23 protein-coding genes are annotated in these 22645 nt (G+C 71.5%); 16 read left to right on the top strand and 7 right to left on the bottom strand.

Annotated features, from left to right (window positions below):
- The first annotated feature begins 95 nt into the window (after positions 1-95).
- Genes dnaK through EKH77_RS15360 form a run of 4 tightly spaced genes read left to right on the top strand, consistent with a single transcriptional unit; the run spans position 96 to position 4273 of the window.
- A complete protein-coding gene (gene dnaK, locus EKH77_RS15375) occupies positions 96-1949 on the top strand; it encodes a molecular chaperone DnaK (protein WP_126914931.1) in 1854 nt (617 codons plus the stop codon).
- Positions 1946-2599, top strand: a complete 654-nt coding sequence (grpE, locus tag EKH77_RS15370) for a nucleotide exchange factor GrpE (RefSeq protein ID WP_126914930.1) — start codon at positions 1946-1948, stop codon at positions 2597-2599. The genes dnaK and grpE overlap by 4 nt, the downstream gene beginning before the upstream one ends.
- 33 nt (positions 2600-2632) lie before the next feature.
- Positions 2633-3811 (top strand): molecular chaperone DnaJ, encoded by a 1179-nt coding sequence (gene dnaJ, locus EKH77_RS15365; RefSeq protein ID WP_126914929.1) that lies wholly within the window; start codon positions 2633-2635, stop codon positions 3809-3811.
- A 3-nt stretch (positions 3812-3814) separates the two neighbouring features.
- Positions 3815-4273 (top strand): heat shock protein transcriptional repressor HspR, encoded by a 459-nt coding sequence (locus EKH77_RS15360; RefSeq protein WP_126914928.1) that lies wholly within the window; start codon positions 3815-3817, stop codon positions 4271-4273.
- Positions 4274-4329: 56 nt separating this feature from the next.
- On the opposite strand, the gene EKH77_RS15355 is transcribed toward EKH77_RS15360, so the two are convergent.
- Positions 4330-4761: an ATP-binding protein gene (locus EKH77_RS15355; RefSeq protein WP_126914927.1), complete on the bottom strand. Its 432-nt coding sequence runs from the start codon at positions 4759-4761 to the stop codon at positions 4330-4332.
- Positions 4762-4995: 234 nt separating this feature from the next.
- Between EKH77_RS15355 and EKH77_RS15350 the strand changes: the two genes are divergently transcribed.
- Both EKH77_RS15350 and EKH77_RS15345 read left to right on the top strand, forming a co-directional pair.
- On the top strand, positions 4996-5847 hold the full coding sequence (locus EKH77_RS15350; RefSeq protein ID WP_126914926.1) for a helix-turn-helix domain-containing protein: 852 nt from the start codon (positions 4996-4998) through the stop codon (positions 5845-5847).
- Between the two features lie 15 nt (positions 5848-5862).
- Positions 5863-6111, top strand: coding sequence for a DUF397 domain-containing protein (locus EKH77_RS15345; RefSeq protein WP_126914925.1), 249 nt, complete (start codon positions 5863-5865; stop codon positions 6109-6111).
- Between the two features lie 480 nt (positions 6112-6591).
- Here the strand turns inward: EKH77_RS15345 and EKH77_RS15340 are convergent, their stop codons facing one another.
- Complete coding sequence (locus EKH77_RS15340; RefSeq protein WP_126914924.1) at positions 6592-7032, bottom strand: MarR family winged helix-turn-helix transcriptional regulator; 441 nt, start codon at positions 7030-7032, stop codon at positions 6592-6594.
- Positions 7033-7109: 77 nt separating this feature from the next.
- Between EKH77_RS15340 and EKH77_RS15335 the strand changes: the two genes are divergently transcribed.
- Positions 7110-7484 carry a cupin domain-containing protein gene (locus EKH77_RS15335; RefSeq protein WP_126914923.1) on the top strand — a complete coding sequence of 125 codons (375 nt, stop codon included), beginning with the start codon at positions 7110-7112 and terminating at the stop codon, positions 7482-7484.
- A 51-nt stretch (positions 7485-7535) separates the two neighbouring features.
- Here the strand turns inward: EKH77_RS15335 and EKH77_RS15330 are convergent, their stop codons facing one another.
- From EKH77_RS15330 to EKH77_RS15320, 3 genes are all read right to left on the bottom strand, one after another.
- Entirely contained in the window at positions 7536-8063 is a 528-nt protein-coding gene (locus EKH77_RS15330; protein ID WP_126914922.1) for a putative immunity protein, read from the bottom strand.
- Between the two features lie 82 nt (positions 8064-8145).
- Positions 8146-8550, bottom strand: coding sequence for a pyridoxamine 5'-phosphate oxidase family protein (locus EKH77_RS15325; RefSeq protein ID WP_126914921.1), 405 nt, complete (start codon positions 8548-8550; stop codon positions 8146-8148).
- 99 nt (positions 8551-8649) lie between these two features.
- Positions 8650-9681, bottom strand: coding sequence for a hypothetical protein (locus tag EKH77_RS15320; RefSeq protein WP_126914920.1), 1032 nt, complete (start codon positions 9679-9681; stop codon positions 8650-8652).
- Between the two features lie 234 nt (positions 9682-9915).
- On the opposite strand from EKH77_RS15320, the gene clpB reads away from it, so the two are divergent.
- Both clpB and EKH77_RS15310 read left to right on the top strand, forming a co-directional pair.
- Complete coding sequence (gene clpB / locus EKH77_RS15315) at positions 9916-12576, top strand: ATP-dependent chaperone ClpB (RefSeq protein WP_126914919.1); 2661 nt, start codon at positions 9916-9918, stop codon at positions 12574-12576.
- A 78-nt stretch (positions 12577-12654) separates the two neighbouring features.
- Positions 12655-13188 carry a YbjN domain-containing protein gene (locus EKH77_RS15310; RefSeq protein WP_240667365.1) on the top strand — a complete coding sequence of 178 codons (534 nt, stop codon included), beginning with the start codon at positions 12655-12657 and terminating at the stop codon, positions 13186-13188.
- 32 nt (positions 13189-13220) lie between these two features.
- Here the strand turns inward: EKH77_RS15310 and EKH77_RS15305 are convergent, their stop codons facing one another.
- The gene (locus tag EKH77_RS15305) at positions 13221-14447 is read right to left on the bottom strand and encodes a hypothetical protein (protein WP_240667364.1); all 1227 of its coding nucleotides are present in this window, start codon (positions 14445-14447) and stop codon (positions 13221-13223) included.
- Positions 14448-14748: 301 nt separating this feature from the next.
- Here EKH77_RS15305 and EKH77_RS15300 point away from each other — a divergent pair, with 301 nt between their 5' ends.
- The 3 genes from EKH77_RS15300 to EKH77_RS15290 all read left to right on the top strand — a co-directional run bounded on the left by EKH77_RS15300 (position 14749) and on the right by EKH77_RS15290 (position 18492).
- Positions 14749-15957 (top strand): aminotransferase class I/II-fold pyridoxal phosphate-dependent enzyme, encoded by a 1209-nt coding sequence (locus tag EKH77_RS15300; protein WP_206279854.1) that lies wholly within the window; start codon positions 14749-14751, stop codon positions 15955-15957.
- Positions 15958-16325: 368 nt separating this feature from the next.
- Entirely contained in the window at positions 16326-16844 is a 519-nt protein-coding gene (locus EKH77_RS15295) for a DUF2617 family protein (protein ID WP_126914917.1), read from the top strand.
- An 85-nt stretch (positions 16845-16929) separates the two neighbouring features.
- Complete coding sequence (locus EKH77_RS15290; RefSeq protein ID WP_126914916.1) at positions 16930-18492, top strand: polyamine aminopropyltransferase; 1563 nt, start codon at positions 16930-16932, stop codon at positions 18490-18492.
- On the opposite strand, the gene EKH77_RS15285 is transcribed toward EKH77_RS15290, so the two are convergent.
- On the bottom strand, positions 18480-19391 hold the full coding sequence (locus EKH77_RS15285) for an AraC family transcriptional regulator (protein WP_126914915.1): 912 nt from the start codon (positions 19389-19391) through the stop codon (positions 18480-18482). The two genes, EKH77_RS15290 and EKH77_RS15285, sit on opposite strands and share 13 nt — an antisense overlap.
- A 131-nt stretch (positions 19392-19522) precedes the next feature.
- Here EKH77_RS15285 and EKH77_RS15280 point away from each other — a divergent pair, with 131 nt between their 5' ends.
- From EKH77_RS15280 to pyrE, 4 genes are all read left to right on the top strand, one after another.
- Entirely contained in the window at positions 19523-20173 is a 651-nt protein-coding gene (locus EKH77_RS15280) for an NAD(P)-dependent oxidoreductase (RefSeq protein WP_126914914.1), read from the top strand.
- Positions 20174-20262: 89 nt separating this feature from the next.
- Positions 20263-21033 carry an SRPBCC domain-containing protein gene (locus tag EKH77_RS15275; RefSeq protein ID WP_126914913.1) on the top strand — a complete coding sequence of 257 codons (771 nt, stop codon included), beginning with the start codon at positions 20263-20265 and terminating at the stop codon, positions 21031-21033.
- 105 nt (positions 21034-21138) lie between these two features.
- Positions 21139-21936 (top strand): aldose 1-epimerase, encoded by a 798-nt coding sequence (locus EKH77_RS15270; protein ID WP_126914912.1) that lies wholly within the window; start codon positions 21139-21141, stop codon positions 21934-21936.
- Positions 21937-21946: 10 nt separating this feature from the next.
- Positions 21947-22495 carry an orotate phosphoribosyltransferase gene (pyrE, locus tag EKH77_RS15265; RefSeq protein WP_126914911.1) on the top strand — a complete coding sequence of 183 codons (549 nt, stop codon included), beginning with the start codon at positions 21947-21949 and terminating at the stop codon, positions 22493-22495.
- The last annotated feature ends 150 nt before the right edge of the window (positions 22496-22645 follow it).

Genomic DNA, 22645 nt, shown 5'->3' with positions numbered 1-22645 from the left:
AAAAGCTGAGTGGGGTCGACTCAGGTCTGTTGACAGGTTTGCGTCCCTGTTGCACTCTTGAGTCTGTTCCACTCAAGTCAGCTGGAGGAATCGACATGGCACGTGCGGTCGGCATCGACCTGGGTACGACGAACTCCGTCGTCAGTGTTCTCGAGGGCGGTGAGCCCACCGTCATCACCAACGCCGAGGGCGCCAGGACCACGCCGTCCGTCGTCGCCTTCGCGAAGAACGGTGAGGTGCTGGTCGGCGAGGTCGCCAAGCGCCAGGCCGTCACCAACGTCGACCGGACGATCCGCTCCGTCAAGCGCCACATGGGCACTGACTGGAAGATCGAGATCGACGGCAAGACCTTCAACCCGCAGCAGATGAGCGCCTTCATCCTGCAGAAGCTGAAGCGCGACGCCGAGGCCTACCTGGGCGAGAAGGTCACCGACGCGGTCATCACCGTTCCGGCGTACTTCAACGACTCCGAGCGTCAGGCCACCAAGGAGGCCGGCGAGATCGCGGGCCTGAACGTCCTGCGCATCGTCAACGAGCCCACCGCGGCCGCCCTGGCCTACGGCCTCGACAAGGACGACCAGACCATCCTGGTCTTCGACCTCGGTGGCGGCACCTTCGACGTCTCGCTGCTGGAGATCGGCGACGGCGTCGTCGAGGTCAAGGCCACCAACGGTGACAACCACCTCGGTGGTGACGACTGGGACCAGCGCGTCGTCGACTACCTGGTCAAGCAGTTCGCCAACGGCCACGGCGTCGACCTGTCCAAGGACAAGATGGCCCTCCAGCGCCTCCGCGAGGCCGCTGAGAAGGCGAAGATCGAGCTGTCCTCGTCCACCGAGACCTCGATCAACCTGCCCTACATCACGGCGTCCGCCGAGGGCCCGCTCCACCTGGACGAGAAGCTCACCCGCGCCCAGTTCCAGCAGCTGACCGCGGACCTGCTGGAGCGCTGCAAGACCCCGTTCCACAACGTCATCAAGGACGCGGGCATCGCCCTGTCCGAGATCGACCACGTGGTCCTGGTCGGCGGTTCCACCCGTATGCCCGCCGTCGCCGAGCTCGTCAAGGAGCTGACCGGCGGCCAGGAGGCCAACAAGGGCGTCAACCCGGACGAGGTCGTCGCCATCGGCGCCGCCCTGCAGGCCGGTGTCCTCAAGGGTGAGGTCAAGGACGTCCTGCTCCTCGACGTGACCCCGCTGTCCCTCGGTATCGAGACCAAGGGCGGCATCATGACCAAGCTGATCGAGCGCAACACCACGATCCCGACCAAGCGCTCCGAGATCTTCACGACGGCCGAGGACAACCAGCCGTCCGTGCAGATCCAGGTCTACCAGGGCGAGCGCGAGATCGCGGCGTACAACAAGAAGCTCGGCATGTTCGAGCTGACGGGCCTGCCGCCGGCCCCGCGCGGCGTCCCGCAGATCGAGGTCGCCTTCGACATCGACGCCAACGGCATCATGCACGTGACCGCCAAGGACCTGGGCACGGGCAAGGAGCAGAAGATGACCGTCACCGGCGGCTCCTCGCTGCCGAAGGACGAGGTCAACCGCATGCGCGAAGAGGCCGAGAAGTACGCGGAGGAGGACCACAAGCGCCGCGAGGCCGCCGAGTCCCGCAACCAGGGCGAGCAGCTCGTCTACCAGACGGAGAAGTTCCTCAAGGACAACGAGGACAAGGTTCCCGCCGAGGTGAAGACCGAGGTCGAGACCGCCGTCGCCGAGCTGAAGGAGAAGCTCAAGGGCGAGGACACGGCCGAGATCCGCACCGCTGCCGAGAAGGTCGCCGCGGTCAGCCAGAAGCTCGGCCAGGCCATGTACGCCGACGCCCAGGGCGCGCAGGGCGCGGCCGGTGCCGCCGGTGCCGGCGCGGGCGCTCCCAAGGCCGAGGACGACGTCGTCGACGCCGAGATCGTCGACGACGAGAAGCCGAAGGGCGGTGCGTCGGCGTGACGGAGGAGACCCCGGGCTTCGACGAGAACGAGAAGCCTGAAGGCACCTCCGACGCCACGACCCCCGACGACGCGGCGAAGGCCGCCGGGTCCGCCGACAAGGCGGCCCCGGCCGGCCCGGCCGCGGCCGAGGACCTCGTCGAGGTTGGCCTCCAGGCACAGCTGGACCAGGCGCAGGCCGCGCTGGGCGAGCGCACCGCGGACCTCCAGCGGCTCCAGGCCGAGTACCAGAACTACCGTCGCCGGGTGGAGCGGGACCGGGTCGCGGTCAAGGAGGTCGCCGTGGCGAACCTCCTGTCCGAGCTCCTCCCCACCCTCGACGACATCGGTCGCGCCCGCGACCACGGCGAGCTGGTCGGCGGCTTCAAGTCCGTCGCCGAGTCGCTGGAGACGGTCGTCGCCAAGATGGGCCTCCAGCAGTTCGGCAAGGAGGGCGAGCCCTTCGACCCGCTGGTCCACGAGGCGCTGATGCACAGCTACGCGCCCGACGTCACCGAGACCACGTGCGTGCAGATCCTGCAGCCGGGGTATCGGATCGGCGAGCGGACCATCCGCCCCGCGCGCGTCGCGGTGGCCGAGCCGCAGCCGGGCGCCGGCCCCAAGGCCGAAGAGTCGTCCGACGAGGAGAGCGGTGGCCCGGAAGAGGGCTGACGCGATGAGTGACGGGAAGGAGGGGCGCCGGGGATGAGCCTCAGCAGGGACTTGCTGGAAAAGGACCTCTACAAGGTCCTCGGCGTCTCCAAGGACGCCACCGAGGCGGAGATCAAGAAGGCGTACCGGAAGCTCGCCCGCGAGTTCCATCCGGACGCCAACAAGGGCGACGCCTCGGCCGAGGAGCGCTTCAAGGAGATCTCCGAGGCGAATGACGTCCTTGCCGACCCCAAGCGTCGCAAGGAGTACGACGAGGCCCGCGCCCTGTTCGGCAACGGAGGCTTCCGTGCCGGGCCGGGCGGCGGCGGCTCGTTCAACTTCGACCTGGGCGACCTCTTCGGGGGCGCCCAGGGCGGCGCCGGAGCCGGCGGCTTCGGCGGCGGCGGGCTCGGCGACGTCTTCGGCGGCCTGTTCAACCGGGGCGGTGGCGGCAGCGCCCGCACCCAGCCCCGGCGCGGCCAGGACATCGAGTCCGAGGTCTCGCTCAACTTCACCGAGGCGGTCGAAGGCGCCACCGTTCCGCTGCGGATGTCCTCCTCGGCGGCGTGCAAGGCGTGCTCCGGCACGGGCGACAAAAACGGTACGCCCAGGGTCTGCCCGACGTGTGTCGGCACCGGCCAGGTGTCGCGCGGCTCGGGCGGCGGCTTCTCGCTGACCGACCCCTGCCCGGACTGCAAGGGCCGCGGGCTCATCCCCGAGAACCCCTGCGACGTCTGCCACGGCAGCGGCCGGGCCAAGTCCTCCCGCACCATGCAGGTCCGCATCCCCGCCGGGGTCTCCGACGGCCAGCGGATCCGCCTGCGCGGCAAGGGCGCCCCGGGCGAGCGCGGCGGCCCCAACGGCGACCTCTACGTCGTCGTCCACGTCGGCACCCACCCGGTCTTCGGGCGCAAGGACGACAACCTCACCATCACCGTGCCCGTCACCTTCACGGAGGCGGCCCTCGGCGGCGAGGTCCGGGTCCCCACCCTCGGCGGCCCGCCCGTCACCCTCAAGCTGCCCGCCGGCACGCCCAACGGCCGGACGATGCGCGCCCGTGGCAAGGGCGCGGTCCGCAAGGACGGCACCCGCGGCGACCTCCTGGTCACCGTCGACGTCGCCGTGCCCACCCAACTCAGCGACAAGGCCCGGGAAGCCCTGGAGACCTACCGCGAGGCCACAGCGGACGATGACCCGCGCGAGGAGCTCTTCCAGGCCGCGAAGGGAGCGTGACCCATGGAAGGAATCGGCCGCCGACGCCATCCGTACGAGCTCACCGATGAGTCGCCGGTCTATGTCATCTCCGTGGCGGCCCAGCTGTCGGGTCTCCACCCGCAGACCCTGCGGCAGTACGACCGCCTCGGCCTGGTCTCCCCCGACCGCACGGCCGGACGCGGCCGCCGCTACTCGGCGCGCGACATCGAACTCCTGCGCCAGGTGCAGCAGCTGAGCCAGGACGAGGGCATCAACCTCGCGGGCATCAAGCGCATCATCGAGCTGGAGAACCAGGTCGCCGCGCTGAGCGCCCGCGTTGCTGAATTGCAGTCCGTCGTCGACGGCGCGGCCGCGGCGATGCAGCAGCGGGAGGCGCAGGTCCACGCGTCGTACCGGCGGGACCTGGTCCCGTACCAGGACGTGCAGCAGACGAGTGCGCTGGTTGTGTGGCGCCCGAAGCGGGAGCAGAAGAAACACTGAGCCGTGTGTTCACGGCGGGGCCGCCATCCGGAGACGGGTGGCGGCCCCGTGCCGTTTCAGGCCCACGCGGCGGGCACGCGCCGGCTGATCTCGCACCAGACGGTCTTGGACTCCTCGCCGTAGAGGTCGCGGTGGAGCGGGGTATAACCCCACCGGTCCGCGAGCGTCTGGAGGATGCGGAGGCCGCGCCCATCACTGTCGAACGGCCGCATCGTCGTACGGATCGCCGGTGTCCGGGCACCGGTGTCCCGCACGGCCAGCCGGAGGCTCTCCCACTGCGACCAGGCGAGCGTCAGCTCGGCGGTACTGGTGGTGTGGACGATCGAGTTCGTCAGCATCTCGCCCGCCAACAGCTCGGCGCGGCCGGTCAGTTCGCGGATGCCGTGCGCGGTGAGCGCGGCACGGATGGACGCGCGGGCGACCTGGACTGCGCGGGCGTCGTGGGGGATGAGGAGTCGGTACTCGAACGTTTCGGCGTGCGGCAGCATGTCGCCTCCTGCGGTGGGGTGTTGGCGGCCGGTTCACGGTGTCTTGCCGCGCATGCGTTTGGGCACGGCGGTGCGCTTCCGGGGCGGCCGGATTCCGTCGCTGTGTGAGCGGCGGAGCACTCAACGTAGGGACCTATGTAGCAACTATGCAAGCGGTTCGCTGAAGTTCGCCCCGCAGGGGTTAGGCGTGGCAAGGTGACGCACCAGGTGCTCTAGATCAGGGAGAGTTGGCGCATGCCGCCCAGGAGTAACCCGACTGCGCGCCAAGTGCGCTTGGGCGCTGAGCTGCGCAAGATGCGTGAGCGCACGGGCATGACGGCCCGCGAGGCCGCGCGTCGGTTTGGTATCAGCCCGATGCAGATGAGCCACGTCGAGGTCGGTCGAATCGGGATCGGTGAGGAGCGCCTGCGCGTGCTGGCTGGCCATTACGGCTGTACAGACGAGGCGTTGGTGGATGCCCTGGTTGCCATGACCGGCAGGCAGGGACGAGGCTGGTGGGAGAAGTACCGAGGTGTCATCGATTCGCTGACCCTGGACGTGGCCGAGCTTGAGCATCATGCTGTGGCGCTGAAGGCGATACAGGTAGTCCACGTTCCCGGGCTTCTGCAGACAGAGCCCTACATGCGCGCCCTATTCACATACCTGAGTCCGGGCTATGCTCCCGACCGCCTTGAGGCCGTCATCGAATTCCGGATGCGCAGGCGCCAGGTCCTGGAGCGGGCACACCCGCTTCCGTTTGAGGCGGTGGTGCACGAGGCTGCGCTGCGCATGAAGGTCGACGGGGACAAGGTGGCCCGGGAGCAGCTCGACTTCATCCTCGAGTGTTCGGAGCGTCCTGGGGTCACCATTCGGGTTATCCCGTTCGCGGCGGATCGTTTCGCGGGGATGGGCTGCTCGATGCTGTACGCCGAGGGTCTGGTGCCCCAGTTGGACACCGTGCAGATCGATCAGGTGCACGGCAGTGTGTTCATCGACGGTGAGGCGGAACTCGACCACTACCGTGACCGACTGCGCACGATGGAGCGTTCGGCGCTCAGCCCCGAGGCGACGAGGGATTTCATCCAGCGGATCGCACGGGAGATGTGACGTATGCGTCGAACCATGTGGCAGAAGTCGTCGTTCTCCGGGAACGGCCCGGGCAACGAATGCGTCGAGGTTGCGGCTGTCGGAGAGGCGTGGCGGAAGAGCTCGTTCTCGGGCACGGGGCCCGGCAACGACTGCGTCGAAGTCACCGCGGCCCAAGCCGCAATCGCCCTCCGCGAGAGCGACGCACCCGGCACGGTCATAGCGACCGAACCGGCCGCGTTCGCGGCACTCATACGCACCGTAAAGACGGCGCTCCGCGCCTAGGCCCCCTCCCCTCGGGGGGCTGGGGGCGGAGCCCCCAGTTACGGGAAGGGGCGGGGTGGGGGAGAAAAACCCGCCCCGCCACGCGCGCAGACGCGAAGCGTCCCGCGCGGCCGGAAGGGCGGGCGCGGCATCCATCGGTCGCCCCGAAGACGCGCGGGCAGCGAGCCTCACCGCTGCGCGGCTTGGAGGCCCGGCTCGCCGTAAGGCAGCGTGATCCTCCACTGGAAGGGCCCCAAATAGCCCTCCTGAACAGGGATTTCGCTGCCGTACGCACCCCTGGTTCCCGTGGGGCGGAAGAAACGCGACCAAGCCCCGCCGATGCACGATCCCGCTGTCCCGTGGCCCCGGGCTCATCGCCGCTGCCCGGTTCGCCCTCTATATCGCCCCCGCGACACGCTTCCGCCGTGCTCCGGCAGTGCAACCCTCGGCCGGGCCCCTGGGGCGTGTCCGATGGGTCGGCCCGGTGGCGGCCGGCCGGCGTCACCAGGCGGGGCGGATCGGTCCGGCGGGTGCGAGTCCGGTCAGGTCTGCGACGAGGGCGGCGAAACGGCGTTCGCCGAGCGCCTCGCGCCAGGGGGCGACGGCCGCCTTGGCCGCTTCGTCGGCGGCCTGGGTGGCCGCCCGGCCGCGATCGGTGAGCGCCAGGAGCCTGGCCCGGGCGTCGCGCGGATGCGGGCGGCGTACCACGTACCCCTTGCGGACCAGCTCCTCGACCAGCTGGGCGGCGGCCTGTTTGCTCATATTCAGGTGTTCGGCCAGGTCGGCGGTGGTGGCGTCGCCGCACGAGATCCGGGCGAAGGCGAAGCCGTGCGCGGGACGCAGATCGGCGAACCCCTGCTCGCGGACCCGGAAATCGATCTCCTGAACCAGCTGCCCGGACAGAGCCAGTACGAGAGCGGAGAAGGCCAGGGCGTCGTCCATGCCTTGACTATAACTGGACAAGGGGCTTGTCTATATAGACAAGGAGCTTGTCCAGTTACAGTTTTCCGGAGATTCCCATGCCCTTTGTTCGCGGAAACCAGGCCGTCGTCCACGAGATCCACGGCGCCCGCTTCGCCTCCTACGTCCGCCCGGCCACCGGAAGCCGCGACCTGGCGGCGTGGCGTGGCGAGATCCCGGCCGGCACGGTGGCCCCGGAGCATGTCATCAGCGCCGAGGAGGTCTTCTACGTCCTGTCCGGCAGGATCCGTCTCACCATCGATGGCGAGACCGCCGAACTCGATGCCGGAGATGCCGCGGTGGCCCCGGCCGACGCCACCCTCGCCGTGAGCAATCCGACCGGCGAGCCCGCCCACTTCTGGGTCACCACCCAGGTCGGCCTCAGCGCGGTGCTGCCCGACGGAAGCACCATCACACCGCCCTGGGCCAACTAGGGTGCGCCCGATGGGCCCGCGGGACCCGCATCGACCCACCGGACACACCCTCTAGGGCGCGAGGCGAAGAGCCGCATCGAGCCGGTGGCGAAACGCGTCGAGGCGGCTGCGGCCGGGGCTGAAGGCCGGCATCTGCCGCACGATGCCGCGCACCGCCGGCGGGGCGTGCTCGATGGCGCGGCGGATCTCGTCGTCGCCGACGCCGGTGTCGCCGCCCGCCGCGAGCTCACGGGCGTGCGCCGCGTACATCGCGGGCGCGAGGGCGTGTTTCGCCTGGTGAGGGGTGGACAGCGCGTGGATGTAGGGGGCCGCTGCCGAGTAGCCCGCCGCGCGGGCGGCGGCGGTGGCGGCGGGATCGCCGACTTCCCGCGCTGCGGCGAGGGCCGCGAGGGCGAGGGAGCGCAGGGGCCCCTTCCGCAGGTCACCGCGGCCGTAGGCGCGGATGCCGTCGATGGCCTCGCGGGGGCGGGGGTCGGAGGGAGCCCGCGCCTCGAACAGCGGCAGCGCCCGCTCGGCGCGATCGGCGGCCCAAAGCCCAAGAAGTCGGCGATCTTCCTCGCTGATGGTCACCTCGGGCATCCGCTCATCCTGCCGCAGCGCGATCCTCCATGAGAAGGGCCCACCGAAGGGAGGCTTTCGCTGCCACGCGGGTAGGTGCCCCCTACCCGCGCCCCATCGCCCGCGTGACCGCGATCTCGATCACGACGCGGTCGGGATTTTCGCGCGGCACGCGCTCGTACCGCTCGGCGTAGCGCCGCACCGCGTCGGCGACGGCGTCGGCCTCGGTGCGGACGACGGCGCGCCCCTCCAGCGTGGCCCAGCGCTTGCCCTGGTGCTGGGCCACGGCGACGCGGGCGCCGCCGGGGCCGGCCGCCTGGACGTTGGCGACCTTGCGGCTGCTCTTGTCGCAGATGACGCGGGCGATCCGCGCGTCGGGGTCGTACGTGACGCCGACGGGGACGACGTGCGGGGAGCCGTCGGGCCGCAGGGTGGTGAGGGTGCAGACGTGCCGCTCGCGCCAGAAGGCGAGGTAAGCGGGGTCGGGGTCGCGGAGGTCGATCGCCATGGCGGCCAGGTTAGACCCGGTCGGCCGGGCCGTGGGGCCCGCCCGGCCGACCGGGGACGTCAGGCGGGCCCGGTGGACGTCAGGCGGGTCCGGTGGACGTCAGGCGGTCCAGTACAGGACCGGCGCGGCCGGTGCCGATTCGATGCCGTCCGCTGTCACCGCCGTCACGGCGTACCAGTACTTGGTGCCGTCCTTGACGTCCGGGTCCTGGAGCGAACGGCCGGTGACGGGTGCCGGGTTCAGCTTGGTCGCGCCGCCGCGGTCCGTGGCGTCGGGCCGCTCCTCGGACGTCCAGCGGTAGACGTTGTAGCCCACGATCCGGGGGTCGCCGGGCTTGGCTTTGCCGTCGTCCCAGCTCACCAGGGCGATCTCGCCCTGGTTGCCGACGCTGCCGACATTCCACATGACGGGGGCGGCGGGCGTTCCGGGCTTGCGCTCCGTGATGGTGGGCCTGACCGACTTCGAGTACGCCGACCGGGCCGGCGTGATGGCGACGACCGCGTAGTAGTAGTCGTTGCCCTCCTTCTCCGGGACCTGGAGGGTGACGTCCGGTCCGCCGGCCTCGTGGAAGAGCTCGGCACCGGTCTCGGGGCGGACCGGCGCGGTCTTGGACCGGTAGATCAGCCAGTGGTCGGGGCGGTCGCCCGCCTCGGGCTGCTTCCAGCGGATGTTCAGCGTGCCGTCCGCCAGGGTGGCGGCGACGTCGACCGGGGCCGCGTGCCAGGGGCGGACGATGTCCCGGGGCGTGGAGAAGGCGGACTCCGCGCCGTCCCTGCCGATGGCCGTGATGGCGTAGCTGTAGTGGACGCCGCCCTTGTCCAGCTCGGTCTCGTCCACGTGGCGCCCGGCGAAGGGCACCTTCCCCGCGGTGGCGATCACCTGGGCGGTGTCCGGGCCGTCCGCCGTGCGCCAGCGGTAGATCCGGTAGCCGGTGGTGGACTCGTCCTTGTTGGCGGTCCAGGTCAGGACGACGCCGTTCGTGTAGTGGGCCTCGAAGCCGGCGGGCACGGCCGGGCCGGAGGCGACGGTCGTGACGGCGGATACGGGCGCCGCCTGTGCGGCGGAGGCAGGAAGGGCGAGTCCCGCCGTCGTGGCGAGGACGAGCGCGGTGCCGATGGCCACGCGGCTCAAGGGGCGTGATCCCCCGTGGACTCGGAACATGGTGAAAGTCCCTGGTGTGAGAACGGTTGGCGCCGTTTGGTGGGGGGAACGCCGTAAACGATCTTGGCACAGCTCCGCCCGGAAAGGGGAATGGCTGTACTTTTCGGGCGTGAGGGCTGCGCGGGCAAGGTTGAGTGGAATAGACTCAACTTATCGCACGTTCCCTCAGGCAAGACCTGCGCGTACAAGGAGGAGCCCGTCGCCGTGGATGCCGAGCTGACGAACAAGAGCCGGGAGGCGCTGAGCGCCGCTAGTGACCGTGCCGTGTCGGCCGGGCACGCCGACATGACGCCGGCGCACCTCCTGCTGGCCCTCCTGGCCGGCCGGGAGAACGAGAACGTGATGGATCTGCTGGCCGCCGTCGACGCGGACGCGGCCGTGCTGCGCGGTGGGGCCGAGCGGCTGCTGGCGGGGTTGCCGAGCGTTCAGGGGTCGACGGTGGCGCCGCCGCAGCCGGACCGGGAGCTGATGGCCGTCCTCGCGGACGCCACCGAGCGCGCCCGTGACCTGGGCGACGAGTACATCTCGACCGAGCATCTGCTGATGGGCCTGGCCGCGCGCGGTGGCCGTGCGGGTGAGCTGCTGGCGGACCAGGGCGCGTCGGCCAAGAAGCTGCTGGACGCTTTCGAGGCCGCCCGTGGCGGTCGGCGGGTGACGACGCCCGACCCGGAGGGCACGTACAAGGCGCTGGAGAAGTTCGGTACGGACTTCACGGCCGCCGCCCGTGACGGCAAGCTCGACCCGGTCATCGGCCGGGATCACGAGATCCGGCGCGTGGTGCAGGTGCTGTCGCGGCGGACGAAGAACAACCCCGTGCTCATCGGTGAGCCGGGCGTCGGCAAGACGGCCGTCGTCGAGGGGCTCGCGCAGCGGATAGTGAAGGGTGACGTTCCCGAGTCGCTGAAGAACAAGCGGCTGGTGGCGCTCGACCTGGGCGCGATGGTCGCGGGTGCGAAGTACCGGGGTGAGTTCGAGGAGCGGCTGAAGACCGTTCTGGCGGAGATCAAGGCCAGTGACGGCCAGATCATCACCTTCATCGACGAGCTCCACACCGTCGTGGGCGCGGGCGCCGGCGGGGATTCCGCCATGGACGCGGGCAACATGCTCAAGCCCATGCTGGCGCGCGGCGAGCTCCGCATGGTCGGCGCCACCACCCTCGACGAGTACCGGGAGCGGATCGAGAAGGACCCCGCGCTGGAGCGCCGTTTCCAGCAGGTGCTGGTGGCCGAGCCGTCCGTCGAGGACACCATCGCCATCCTGCGCGGCCTCAAGGGCCGCTACGAGGCGCACCACAAGGTGCAGATCGCCGACTCCGCGCTGGTGGCCGCCGCCACCCTCTCCGACCGGTACATCACCTCCCGCTTCCTGCCCGACAAGGCCATCGACCTGGTCGACGAGGCCGCGTCCCGGCTGCGCATGGAGATCGACTCCTCGCCCGTGGAGATCGACGAGCTCCAGCGCGCCGTCGACCGGCTGAAGATGGAGGAGCTGGCGCTGCGGAACGAATCCGACGAGGCCAGCAAGGAGCGGCTGGCCAAGCTCCGCCGCGATCTGGCCGACAAGGAGGAGGAGCTGCGCGGCCTGACCGCCCGCTGGGAGAAGGAGAAGCAGTCCCTCAACCGCGTCGGTGAGCTCAAGGAGCGCCTGGACGAGCTGCGGGTGCAGGCCGAGCGCGCCCAGCGCGACGGTGATTTCGACACCGCTTCCAAGCTGCTCTACGGGGAGATCCCCGCTGTCGAGCGGGAGCTGGAGGAGGCCGCGAAGGCGGAGGTGGAGGCCGAGCAGGAGGCCGCCGCCAAGGACCTCATGGTCAAGGAGGACGTCGGCCCGGACGACATCGCCGACGTCGTCGCCTCCTGGACCGGCATCCCCGCCGGCCGGCTGCTGGAGGGCGAGACGCAGAAGCTGCTGCGCATGGAGGAGGAGCTGGGCAAGCGGCTGATCGGCCAGGCCGAGGCCGTGCGCGCCGTCTCCGACGCCGTGCGCCGCTCGCGCGCCGGGATCGCCGACCCCGACCGCCCCACCGGCTCGTTCCTCTTCCTCGGCCCGACCGGTGTCGGCAAGACGGAGCTGGCCAAGGCGCTCGCCGATTTCCTCTTCGACGACGAGCGGGCGATGGTCCGCATCGACATGAGCGAGTACGGCGAGAAGCACTCCGTCGCCCGCCTGGTCGGTGCGCCCCCCGGCTACGTCGGCTACGAGGAGGGCGGCCAGCTTACCGAGGCCGTGCGCCGCCGTCCCTACACGGTGGTGCTGCTGGACGAGGTGGAGAAGGCCCACCACGAGGTCTTCGACATCCTGCTGCAGGTCCTGGACGACGGGCGGCTCACCGACGGCCAGGGCCGAACGGTGGATTTCCGCAACACCATCCTCATCCTCACCTCCAACCTCGGCTCGGCCTTCCTGATGGACCCGCTGCTGAAGGAGGAGCAGAAGAAGGAGAAGGTGCTGGAGACCGTCCGCGCCTCCTTCCGCCCCGAATTCCTCAACCGTCTCGACGACACCGTCGTCTTCCACCCCCTGGGCACCGACCAGCTGGAGCGGATCGCCCGCATCCAGATCGGCCACCTCCAGCGCCGCCTCGCCGACCGCCGCCTCACCCTGGACGTCAGCGACGACGCCCTGCGCTGGCTCGCCTGGCTCGGCCACACCCCCGAAACCGAGGGCGCCACCCAGCCCGACCTGGCCTACGGCGCCCGCCCGCTGCGCCGGCTGGTGCAGACGGCCATCGGCGACCGGCTCGCCCGGGCCATCCTCGGAGGGGACGTACGGGACGGCGACACCGTCCGCGTCGACGTGGCGGACGGGGCCGAGGAGCTCACCGTTTCGCCCGTTCGGGAAGAGGCGGTCGCGAAAACGCTGTGACATACGGCGGGGCGGGGCTACCAGGCCCCGCCCACGATGGGGGAGGATGGCGGGAGACCGTACGAAGGGAAGCAAACGGTGAGCATCGACCCGTCCTCGATTCCGAATTTCGGGGGCCAGCCCGAACCGCAGCCTGAGGCGGGCCCGACCGGCCCCGTCATCCCCGACCAGGACCTGGTCAAGCAGCTCCTCGAGCAGATGGAGCTGAAGTACGTCGTGGACGACGAGGGTGACCTCGCCGCGCCGTGGGAGCAGTTCCGGACGTACTTCATGTTCCGCGGTGAGGAGGAGCAGCAGGTCTTCTCCGTGCGCACGTTCTACGACCGTCCGCACGACATCGAGGACAAGGCCAAGCTGCTCGAGGCCATCGACGACTGGAACCGTCGCACGCTGTGGCCCAAGGTCTACACCCACACCCACGACGACGGCACCGTCCGTCTGATTGGTGAGGCGCAGATGCTGATCGGCGTCGGTGTGGCGCTGGAGCACTTCGTCTCCAGCACGGTCAGCTGGGTGCGTGCCTCGATCGAGTTCGACAAGTGGCTCGCCGAGCAGCTGGGCCTGGAGGCCGACATCGAGGACGGCGACGACAAGCCGGACGACGAGGCCTGAGCCTCCCCGCTGTCACACGCCGCCACTCGCGGCTACATCGGGACTCTGGCCACGGTCAGCAGATAGGTCCCGTAGAGGAACGAGAGCCCGGCCAGCGCACCGGTCGTCACGACGACGGTGCGGGGCCGGGCTCTCGCCATCGCCACGGCGGCCGGCAGCAGCAGCGGAAAGGCCGGCAGCAGGAATCTCGGCTTGGACGCGAAGTAGCTGGAGCCGCCGACCGCGATGACGGCCAGCACCAGCGCGTACGCCAGCAGCGCGGCGGGCGGCCGGTCCAGCGCCAGGAAGACGAGGGCGACGAGGGCGACGGCGAGGATCGCCAGGGTGACGTAGTACGCCATGGAGTCCCGGCCGGTGAACAGGTGCCGGGTGAAGAGGAAGGCGTCGCGCCCGAAGTCGAAGCGCGAGCCCCACAGCCGTTGCACCTTGAAGTAGCCCAGCGGCCCGCCGCCGGAGCGGAAGCCGGCCCACACGACGTAGCCCGCCCAGCCCAGCGGTGCCATGGCCGTGCCCGCCCAGATCCGCCAGTCCCGGCGGGCGTGCGGGTCGCGCCGCAGGGCGACGACGGCGGCGACGGCGATCGCGGCGGACACGGCGATCGCGTTGGGCCGGGAGAGCCCGGCGAGCAGGGCCAGCGCCCCGGCCCACAGCCAGCGGCGGGTGTACAGGGCGTAGAGCGACCAGGCGGCCAGCGCGGTCATCAGGGACTCGGTGTACGCCATGGTCTGCACGATCGCGTGCGGCAGCAGCCCCCACAGCAGCACCAGCACGGTCCCCACGCGGCGGCCGTGCAGCCGCTCGCCGACCGCGTAGACGCCCCAGGCGGCGGCTCCGGCGGCCGCCCAGGCCACCAGGAGCCCGGCCGTGACGACGGTGACCGGCAGCACGGCCACGACGCCCCGGACCAGCCCCGGATAGAGGGGGAAGAAGGCGAGGTCGTTGTAGAAGACGCCCTTGCTGGTGGGCGAGGGGACGACCAGGCCGTAGCCGTGCCGGGCGATGCCCGCGTACCAGATGCCGTCCCACAGGTGGCCGAGCAGGGTGCGCGGGTGCTTGCCGATCCACCAGGCCCAGGCGGCCATCACCGTCATGCCGGTCAGCCGGACGGCGGCGTAGAGCCCGAGCGCGGGCAGGGCCCGGCGCAGCGCCGCGCGGATCCGGTCGGTACGGCCGGGACGGCGGCGGCCCTGGCGGGCGCGGCGCGGTTCGGGGGCCCGGACGGGCGCTGCGTCGCGTTGGACGGCGGGGCCGGCGGACACGGGGTACCTCCGGTGCGGGACGGGACGGTCGAGGCATACCGACCATGCGGCGCGGTCCTCGCGCGCGCGACCGGGAAACGCCCGTAAGCGGTGTGCCTACCACCCGCTCGGGCGCACCCCGGAGTGTCGGCGTGCCGAGGGGCCGCCCGGTGTGCTGGTCCGTCCGCTGTGCCGCGCGTCCCGGTGTGCCGGGCCTTCGGGGGCGCTGGGTCTTCGGGGCGCTGGGCCGCGTCGCGCGCCCCGCCTATCGTGATCTCGATCGTCCGGACCGGAATGACCCGATGGGACAACGGGAGTGGGGATGAACGTGAACGCCAGGGAGACGGGCTGGAGCCCGGCGGAGCGGGTGCGGGGCATGGGGGAGTCGGTCTTCACGGAGATGACCGAGCTGGCGCGGCGGACCGGCGCGGTCAACCTGGGCCAGGGCGTGCCCGAGCTGGACGGGCCCCGCCCGCTGCTGGAGGAGGTCGCGGCGGCGGTGCTGGCGGGCGCCAACCAGTACCCGCCCGCCTATGGCTTCCCCGCGCTGCGGGAGGCGGTCGCCGCGCACCAGCGGCGGCGGTACGGGCTGGAGTACGCGCCGCAGGGCGAGGTGCTGGTGACCACCGGGGCCACCGAGGCGATCGCGGCGGCGCTGATGGCGCTGTGCGACCCGGGCGACGAGGTGCTCGCCTTCGACCCCTGCTACGACGCCTATCCAGCGGTGGCCCGCTTCGCCGGGGCCCGGCTGGTGCCCGTTCCGCTGGCTGAGGAGAACGCCGGGGAGAACGCCGGGGACACGCCGGGCTTCGCCCTGGACCTGGACGCGCTGCGGGCCGCCGTCACCGGCCGTACCCGCGTGCTGATCCTCAACTCCCCGCACAACCCCACCGGGAAGGTGTTCACGGCGGCGGAGCTGGCGGCGATCGCGAAGCTCTGCCGGGAGCGCGATCTGACGGTGGTGACGGACGAGGTCTACGAGCACCTGGTCTACGACGACGCGACGCACCGGACGATCGCCGCCCTGCCGGGGATGCGGGAGCGGACCCTGACCATCTCCTCGGCCGGCAAGACCTTCAACGTCACGGGGTGGAAGGTCGGCTGGGTGTGCGGTCCGGCCCGGCTGGTGGCGGCGGTGGCGGCGGCGAAACAATTCCTCACCTATGCGTCCGGCACGCCCTACCAAGAGGCGCTCGCGCGGGCATTGGGGGGCGTGGAGGAGTGGGCGGGGGAGCTCCGGCGGACTCTGCGCCGTAACCGGGATCTGCTGAGCGAGGGGCTCACCCGGGCCGGTCTGCGCCCCTATCGTGCGGAGGCGGGCTATTTCCTCCAGGCGGACATCCGCGCGTGGGGGCACGCGGACGGCGTGCGATTCTGTCGTGAACTGCCGCTGCGCGCCGGGGTGGTGGCCATTCCCACCTCCGCCTTCCTGCTCGCTCCGGACGCCCCCTCCCATCTGGTGCGTTTCTCCTTCTGCCGGCGGGAGAAGTCCGTGGTCGAGGCCGTGGAGAAGCTGATCGCGGCCGCCTGATCGGGAGATTTGCAAGGGGCCCATGTCCATCCGCATATGCGTCCGGCGGATTTTCCGTATCCGCCGGACGCCGGTGTGTTGAACTTATGTGCGCCGGTCTGTTGAACATTTGAACTGCACGGCCCTCGGGTGGATGGAAAGTTGCAGATCATGGGTAAAACCGCTGTGGGCGCCGCTCATTCGTGATTCCCTCGATCAGAGCCACGTTGAGACAATCCCCGGAAATCCCCGGCACACCGGAATGACCCCTGCCGGAACCGGTCCGCGGGACCTCAGATGTGGGCATGAGCCGGCGCACTCGATCAGGAATGTGGTCCTCCTCGGGGCGGGCCGGCCCACCCTCCACTGCTCGCTCGCGGAGCCGACCCATGCTCACCACCCTCAAGACCACCTACACCGATACCCGCGCCGCCGATCTCGCCTGGTGTCTGGGGAAGGACCCCCTGCCCGCGCTGGCGGTGCTCGACCTCCAACTGGACGGAGCGGACGTGCAGTTGCGCCTGCTCGGCGCCTCGCACCAGGTCATACTCGAAGAGGAGGACGGAGTCTGCTCGGAGACGGTCGCCTGCATACCCGGCAGCCAGACCCCGCTGCCCCTGGGCGTCGCCAAGCGCGTGGGCGCCTGGGAGTACGAGTTCGCGGCGCGCGTGGAGACCCTCTCGCGATGTTCCTTCGCGGGGCGTGCCCAGGAGCTCCTGGCGCTGGTCGCCGAACACCCGCAGGGGCTGGCCGGAACGTTTCCCGGCGATCCCCACGCCTTCACCGCCCTGCTCGCCCAGCGCCGCGACGGCCAGATCAGCTGGCGCACCTGGCACGCGTATCCCCAGGAAGGGCGGCTGGTGGCCACCCGGACCCGCGTGGGCGTCCGGATGGCCGCGCCCCTGTGAGAGCCGCTGGGGAGTCGCCCAAGCGCGTGAATTTAAACCCGTGTGGGTGACAAGGGGGTCCTGGTTCGTGACGTAGCGTTACCGCATGGTCCTCCACCGCCCGGTACCGGCGCGGCTGCCCGTACCGGCCGGGCTCGGCCGTCTCGCCGTGCTGACCACGGTCTTCATCTGTGCCGCCTGCGGGCTGGTCTACGAGCTGGAGCTGGTCGCGCTCGCCTCCTACCTGCTCGGCGACTCCGTCACCCAGGCGTCCGTCGTGCTGTCCGTCATGGTCTTCGCCATGGGCGTCGGCTCGCTGCTCGCCAAGCGGCTGCGCGCCCGCGCGGCGCTCGGCTTCGCCGCCGTCGAGGCGGTGCTGGCGCTCACCGGCGGCCTCTCCGCCATGGCGCTCTACGCCTGCTTCGCCTGGTACGGGCAGGCCCGGCTCGCCATGGTGGCCTTCTCGCTCACGATCGGGGTGCTCATCGGCGCCGAGGTGCCGCTCCTGATGACGCTCATCCAGCGCATCCGCCGGCAGGACGCGGGCTGCGCGGTCGCCGATCTCTTCGCCGCCGACTATGTGGGCGCCCTGGTCGGCGGGCTCGCCTTCCCCTTCCTCCTGCTGCCCGCGCTGGGCCAGCTGACGGGCGCCCTGGTCACCGGCGCGGTCAACGCCGTGGCGGGCGGGGCGCTGGTGCTCTGGCTCTTCCGGGGCGATCTGTCGCCGAGGGCCCGCTGGGCGCTGCTCACCGCCAATGGCCTGGTGCTGGTGGTGCTGGCGGTGTGCTCGGTGCTCACGGGCCCCTTCGAGCGGGCCGCCCGGCGGGCCGTCTACGGCACGGACGTCAGGGTCGCGGTGCGCTCGGAGGTCCAGGAGGTGGTGCTGGCCGGCGGCGACGGCGGCGGGCGGCCGCTCTCCCTCTTCCTCGACGGCCGGCTGAGGGTCAGTGGGGATGTCGAGTCCCGCTATCACGAGGCGCTCGTCCACCCCGCCCTGGCCGGGGAGCACCGCCGCGTCCTCGTCCTCGGCGGCGGAGACGGCCTCGCGGTGCGCGAGATGCTGCGCTACCCGGACGTCCGTTCCGTGACCGTCGTCGAGCTCGACCCCGAGGTGCTGCGGCTGGCCCGGACCGACCCCGGCCTGGCCGGCCTCAACCGCCGCGCGTACCGCGATCCACGGGTACGGGTGGTGACCGCCGACGCCTTCGACTGGCTGCGCGACGGCCGGGGGGCCGCCGCCGGCCCGTACGACGTGGTCATCTCCGACCTCCCCGACCCCGGGCTCACGCCCAGCACCAAGCTCTACTCCCAGGAGTTCTACGGACTGGTGGCGCGCGTCCTGGCCCCGGGCGGCCGAATAGCCGTGCACGGGGGAGACCTCGACGCCCGGCCGCACGTCTTCTGGACCGTCGAGGCGACGCTGCGTTCCGTGGGGCTGTGCACCGCGCCCTACCGCGCGGCCGTCCCCCGGGAGCGCGGGGCGCCCGAGCGGGACTGGGGGTTCGTGCTGGCCGCGCGGGAGCCCGTACGGCTGGCGCTGGCCGAGGCCCGGCCGCCCCTGCCGTCCCTCACTCCGGAGACGCTGCGCGCCGAGGGCCTGGCGGCCGAGCGCCGCAAGGAGACGGGCGCGCTGCCGTCCACGCTGATGCACCCGCGCTACGCGGGCTGACCGCGCAGGGCCGCCCGGAAGGCGCCGGGAGTGTCCCCCGCGCGCTGCTGGAAGAACTTGGAGAAATTGGCGGCGTCGGCGAAGCCGAGCCGTTCGGCGATCCGCGAGGCGGGCAGATCGCTGTGCGCCAGCAGCCGTTTGGCCTCCAGCATCACCCGGCGGTCGACGAACTCCTTCGCCCCGACCCCGGCCGCCGCCAGCGTGGCCCGGGACAGGGTGCGGGGCGCGTAACCCAGGTCCCGGGCGTAGTCGGCCACCCGGTGACGACCGGCGAAGTCGCGCTCCACGGCGGCGCGGAACCGCATGAAGGCGTCCCCGGGAGCGGGCAGGCCGCTCACGGGAGCGGAGGCGTGCGTCAGCCGCAGCACCAGCACCGAGAACAGATGGCGCAGCACCTCCGTGCGGACGGCGGGGGCCAGCCGCTCGCCGGTGCGGTAGTCCGTCGCCAGGTGCCGCACCGCGCAGAAGACGGCCTCCCCGTCCTCGCCGCCCGGCCGCCACAGCACAGGCCCGAACGGGTCGTCCGCCGCGTCGGAGACGGCCGTGCCCGGGGGCATGAAGCCCGGCTGGACGAGGACGACCGTGCCCTCGATCGCGTCGACGTCCCCGAACTGCTGGACCTGTCCGGGACGGACCCACAGCACCGAACCCGCGTCGAGGGTGTGGGTGCGGAAGTCGACGGTGTGGACGGCGGAGCCGGCGTCGACGGCGACGAGCTGGTGGAAGTCCAGCCGCTGCGGCCTGGACAGCAGCCCCTCGGGCGCCCGCTCGCGCAGCTCGGCCACGGTCATCACTTCCAGACCGGGCGGGGCGCCGGGCGGGGGCTCGTAGGCGAGCTCCAGGATGCCGCCGTCGCTCCCGACGGACGCGCATGGGTCAGTGTGTCGCTTTTTCACCATGGGGAGACGCGAGCCTACCTGGCCGGGTGGGCCGGCCGCTCCTAGCGTGGTCATTGCGCACCACACAGGTACGCGTCACCACACATCCACGTCACCACACGTCCTTGAACCGTGCGACAGGAGACACCCCCATGGCGAAGATCGCCCTCTTCGGAGCCACCGGCACCATCGGCAGCCGCGTCCTGCGCGAGGCGCTGGACCGGGGCCACCAGGTCACGGCCGTCGTCCGCGACCCCGCCAAGCTCACCGAGCAGCACCCGAACCTCACCGTCGTCACCGGTGACGTCCTCGACCCGGCCTCGGTCGCCGCCGTGGCCAAGGGCCAGGACGTCGTCGTCAGCGCTGTCGGCGGCGGCGACGGCCCCGGTCACCTCGCGACCATCAAGCCCGCGGCGGAGTCCCTGGTCGCCGGCCTGCGCTCGCTCGGCGACACGGCCCCCCGGCTGATCGCGGTCGGTGGCGCGGGCTCGCTGCGCACCCCGGACGGCAAGCAGGTCTGGGACGCGGAGGGGCTGCCGGAGTTCCTGCTCCAGATCATGCACGCGCACGGCGACGCGCTGGACTTCTACCGCACGGTCTCCGACGTCCGCTGGACCAATGTCTCCCCGGCCGGCCAGATCGAGCCCGGCGAGCGCACGGGCACCTACCGCACCGCGCTCGAGGACCTCGTCGTGAACGCGGAGGGCAAGAGCCGGATCTCCACCGAGGACTACGCGGTGGCGCTCATCGACGAGATCGAGACGCCCAAGCACGTGGGAGAGCGCTTCACTGTCGGAGACTGACCGTCTTCTGACGGAAAGTTCGATCGGATTCGACTCGTATTCGACCGGGGCGGGCCTGGTGCGGGGCCCGATGGGTAGGCTCGCTAGCTATGGAGCATGAGGTGTTCGTTCCGTTTCCCGTCGGTGCGGTGCGGCGGGTCCTCTCCGACCCCGCGCGCGTCGCCCGCTGCGTCCCCGGCCTCCAGCAGGACGCCTCGTCCGGTGCCGCCCTCACCGGGCGGCTCCGGCTGCGCATCGGCGGATCCACGATCACCTACCGGGGTGAGATGCGGCTGACCGAGCGGGACGGATCGTACGAGCTCTCCGGCGAGGGCACCGAGGCCCGGGGCTCCGGCACGGTGACGCTCACGCTGAGCGCACAGCCGGAGGAGACGCCCGGTGGCACCCGGCTGAGCTGCACGGGAACGGTCGGCGGCGCGGGCCGGCTCGCGGAGTTCGACGCGAAGACGGCGGAGTCCGTGGCGCGGCGACTGCTCGACCGGTTCGGGGCGGCGCTGGCGGAGGAATTGCGGGAGGAAGCGGCGGCGGAGGTGCCGGCGGTGTCGGCGCCCGCGCCGACACCGGACGGTGACGACGCCGACGTCGACGCCGACGAGGACGGGCCGCTCGGCGGGCCGGGTGGCTTCGAGGACGACGTCCTCGACGACGAGCCGCCGGCGGAGGCGGCGCACGCGCGCCGCACGATGATCGGCCGCAGTGCGGAGGAAGTCGACCACGCGCCGCCGCGCGGGCGCTACGCGCCGGTGCCGGCGCCGGAGGCGGCCACCGGCACAGCGGTCCTGCGGTGGGCCGCGCCGGCGGCGGCGATCGCCCTGGCGGGCGCGGTCGTGATGACGCGCGCGCTGCGCCGTAGGCGCTGACGCGCCGGGTACGCCCGGTGCGGGGCCGAGCGCCGTTTCCGGGTGCGGCCCGGTGGCCGCACAAACCGGCAGGTTGGCGCGGGCCGCAGGCCCTAGGGTCAAGGCGTGAGCCAAAACGTAACGTTGGCGGCCGGGGCCGCCGAAGTGGTCGTGGATCCGGGTAATGGCTGCCGCCTCGCCGGCCTCAGGATCGGCGGGGTCGAACTGCTCCGCCAGGGACCGCGCTACGGCGCCTTCCCCATGGTCCCGTGGTGCGGCCGCATCGCACTCGGCCGCTTCCGCAACGGCGGCGACGTCCATCAGATGCCCATCAACTCCGCCCCCCACGCCATCCACGGCACCGGCCGCGACACCGCCTGGCGCACCGCCCGCGCCGATGGCCGGTCCGCCGCGTTCACCTACGACCTCGCCGACCCCTGGCCCTACAGCGGCAGGGTCACCCAGCTGGTGGAGCTGACGGAGGAATCCCTCACCCTCACCATGGGCGTCGAGACCTATGACGACTCCTTCCCGGCGCAGGCCGGCTGGCACCCCTGGTTCCTGCGGAACCTCGGCGTCGGCAAGGACGTGGAGATCGGCTTCCAGCCGTCCTGGCAGGAGGAGCGCGGCGACGACCACCTCCCCACCGGACAGCGCATCGACCCCCGGCCCGGCCCCTGGGACGACTGCTTCGGGATGCCCGACGGCGTCGACGTCACCCTCACCTGGCCCGGCGCCCTGGAGCTGAAGGTCACCAGCCGCGCCGAGTGGGTCGTCGTCTACGACGAGCAGACCGAGGCGGTGTGCGTCGAGCCCCAGTCCGGCCCGCCCAACGGGCTGAACACCCACCCCCGCCTCGTCACGCCGATCGACCCCCTGGAGATCGCCACGACCTGGACCTGGCGCTCCCTGGGCCTGGCCTAAGCTCATGGACATGAGCGAAGCGCGCGAGGCACTGCTGGGCCAGATCAAGGACAAGGCCGTGATCCACGGCAAGGTCACCCTTTCCTCCGGCATGGAGGCCGACTACTACATCGACCTGCGCCGGGTCACCCTGGACGGCACGGCCGCGCCGCTGGTCGGGCAGGTCATGCTCGACACGACGGCCGAGTTCGACTTCGACGCCGTGGGCGGCCTGACCATGGGCGCCGACCCGGTGGCGACGGCGATGCTGCACGCCGCCGCCGCGCGCGGCAAGACGCTGGACGCGTTCGTCGTGCGGAAGGCCGCCAAGGCCCACGGCCTCCAGCGCCGCATCGAGGGCGCGGACATCAAGGGCCGCCGGGTCCTGGTGGTCGAGGACACCTCCACCACCGGTGGCTCGCCGCTGACGGCCGTCGAGGCCGTGCGCGAGGCCGGCGCCGAGGTCGTCGCTGTCGCCACGATCGTGGACCGGGCGACCGGTGCCGCCGAGAAGATCAGCGAGACGGCGGGCGTTCCTTACGTGTACGCCTATGCGATCGACGAGCTCGGCCTGGCCTGACCTGCTGCTTTTCCGGGTGCGCAGCCAAAGGGCGCGGTGTTTCACGTGAAACACCGCGCCCTTTCGGTTATTCCGTTCAAGATCCGTGACGAGCACCATGTGGAGCAATTTCACGAGTCTGGGAAGATGGGTCCGACGATGACCGTCGCC

Source organism: Streptomyces luteoverticillatus (genome assembly GCF_003970715.1).
In the GTDB taxonomy this organism is placed as follows: domain Bacteria; phylum Actinomycetota; class Actinomycetes; order Streptomycetales; family Streptomycetaceae; genus Streptomyces; species Streptomyces abikoensis.
Note: the sequence above shows the minus strand (reverse complement) of the source record. Positions and strands in the feature narration are given on the sequence as shown.

What these genes read in the sequence shown, in the direction of transcription:
- EKH77_RS15300 (WP_206279854.1), top strand. Translation starts at nt 14,749, where the DNA reads ATGAACGTGAACGCCAGGGAGACGGGCTGGAGCCCGGCGGAGCGGGTG.
- EKH77_RS15290 (WP_126914916.1), top strand. Translation starts at nt 16,930, where the DNA reads ATGGTCCTCCACCGCCCGGTACCGGCGCGGCTGCCCGTACCGGCCGGG.
- EKH77_RS15285 (WP_126914915.1), bottom strand. Translation starts at nt 19,391, where the DNA reads ATGGTGAAAAAGCGACACACTGACCCATGCGCGTCCGTCGGGAGCGAC.
- pyrE (WP_126914911.1), top strand. Translation starts at nt 21,947, where the DNA reads ATGAGCGAAGCGCGCGAGGCACTGCTGGGCCAGATCAAGGACAAGGCC.
- EKH77_RS15335 (WP_126914923.1), top strand. Translation starts at nt 7,110, where the DNA reads ATGCCCTTTGTTCGCGGAAACCAGGCCGTCGTCCACGAGATCCACGGC.
- EKH77_RS15275 (WP_126914913.1), top strand. Translation starts at nt 20,263, where the DNA reads ATGGAGCATGAGGTGTTCGTTCCGTTTCCCGTCGGTGCGGTGCGGCGG.
- EKH77_RS15295 (WP_126914917.1), top strand. Translation starts at nt 16,326, where the DNA reads ATGCTCACCACCCTCAAGACCACCTACACCGATACCCGCGCCGCCGAT.
- dnaK (WP_126914931.1), top strand. Translation starts at nt 96, where the DNA reads ATGGCACGTGCGGTCGGCATCGACCTGGGTACGACGAACTCCGTCGTC.
- EKH77_RS15340 (WP_126914924.1), bottom strand. Translation starts at nt 7,032, where the DNA reads ATGGACGACGCCCTGGCCTTCTCCGCTCTCGTACTGGCTCTGTCCGGG.
- EKH77_RS15355 (WP_126914927.1), bottom strand. Translation starts at nt 4,761, where the DNA reads ATGCTGCCGCACGCCGAAACGTTCGAGTACCGACTCCTCATCCCCCAC.
- EKH77_RS15350 (WP_126914926.1), top strand. Translation starts at nt 4,996, where the DNA reads ATGCCGCCCAGGAGTAACCCGACTGCGCGCCAAGTGCGCTTGGGCGCT.
- EKH77_RS15325 (WP_126914921.1), bottom strand. Translation starts at nt 8,550, where the DNA reads ATGGCGATCGACCTCCGCGACCCCGACCCCGCTTACCTCGCCTTCTGG.
- EKH77_RS15360 (WP_126914928.1), top strand. Translation starts at nt 3,815, where the DNA reads ATGGAAGGAATCGGCCGCCGACGCCATCCGTACGAGCTCACCGATGAG.
- EKH77_RS15330 (WP_126914922.1), bottom strand. Translation starts at nt 8,063, where the DNA reads ATGCCCGAGGTGACCATCAGCGAGGAAGATCGCCGACTTCTTGGGCTT.
- EKH77_RS15345 (WP_126914925.1), top strand. Translation starts at nt 5,863, where the DNA reads ATGTGGCAGAAGTCGTCGTTCTCCGGGAACGGCCCGGGCAACGAATGC.
- EKH77_RS15280 (WP_126914914.1), top strand. Translation starts at nt 19,523, where the DNA reads ATGGCGAAGATCGCCCTCTTCGGAGCCACCGGCACCATCGGCAGCCGC.
- dnaJ (WP_126914929.1), top strand. Translation starts at nt 2,633, where the DNA reads ATGAGCCTCAGCAGGGACTTGCTGGAAAAGGACCTCTACAAGGTCCTC.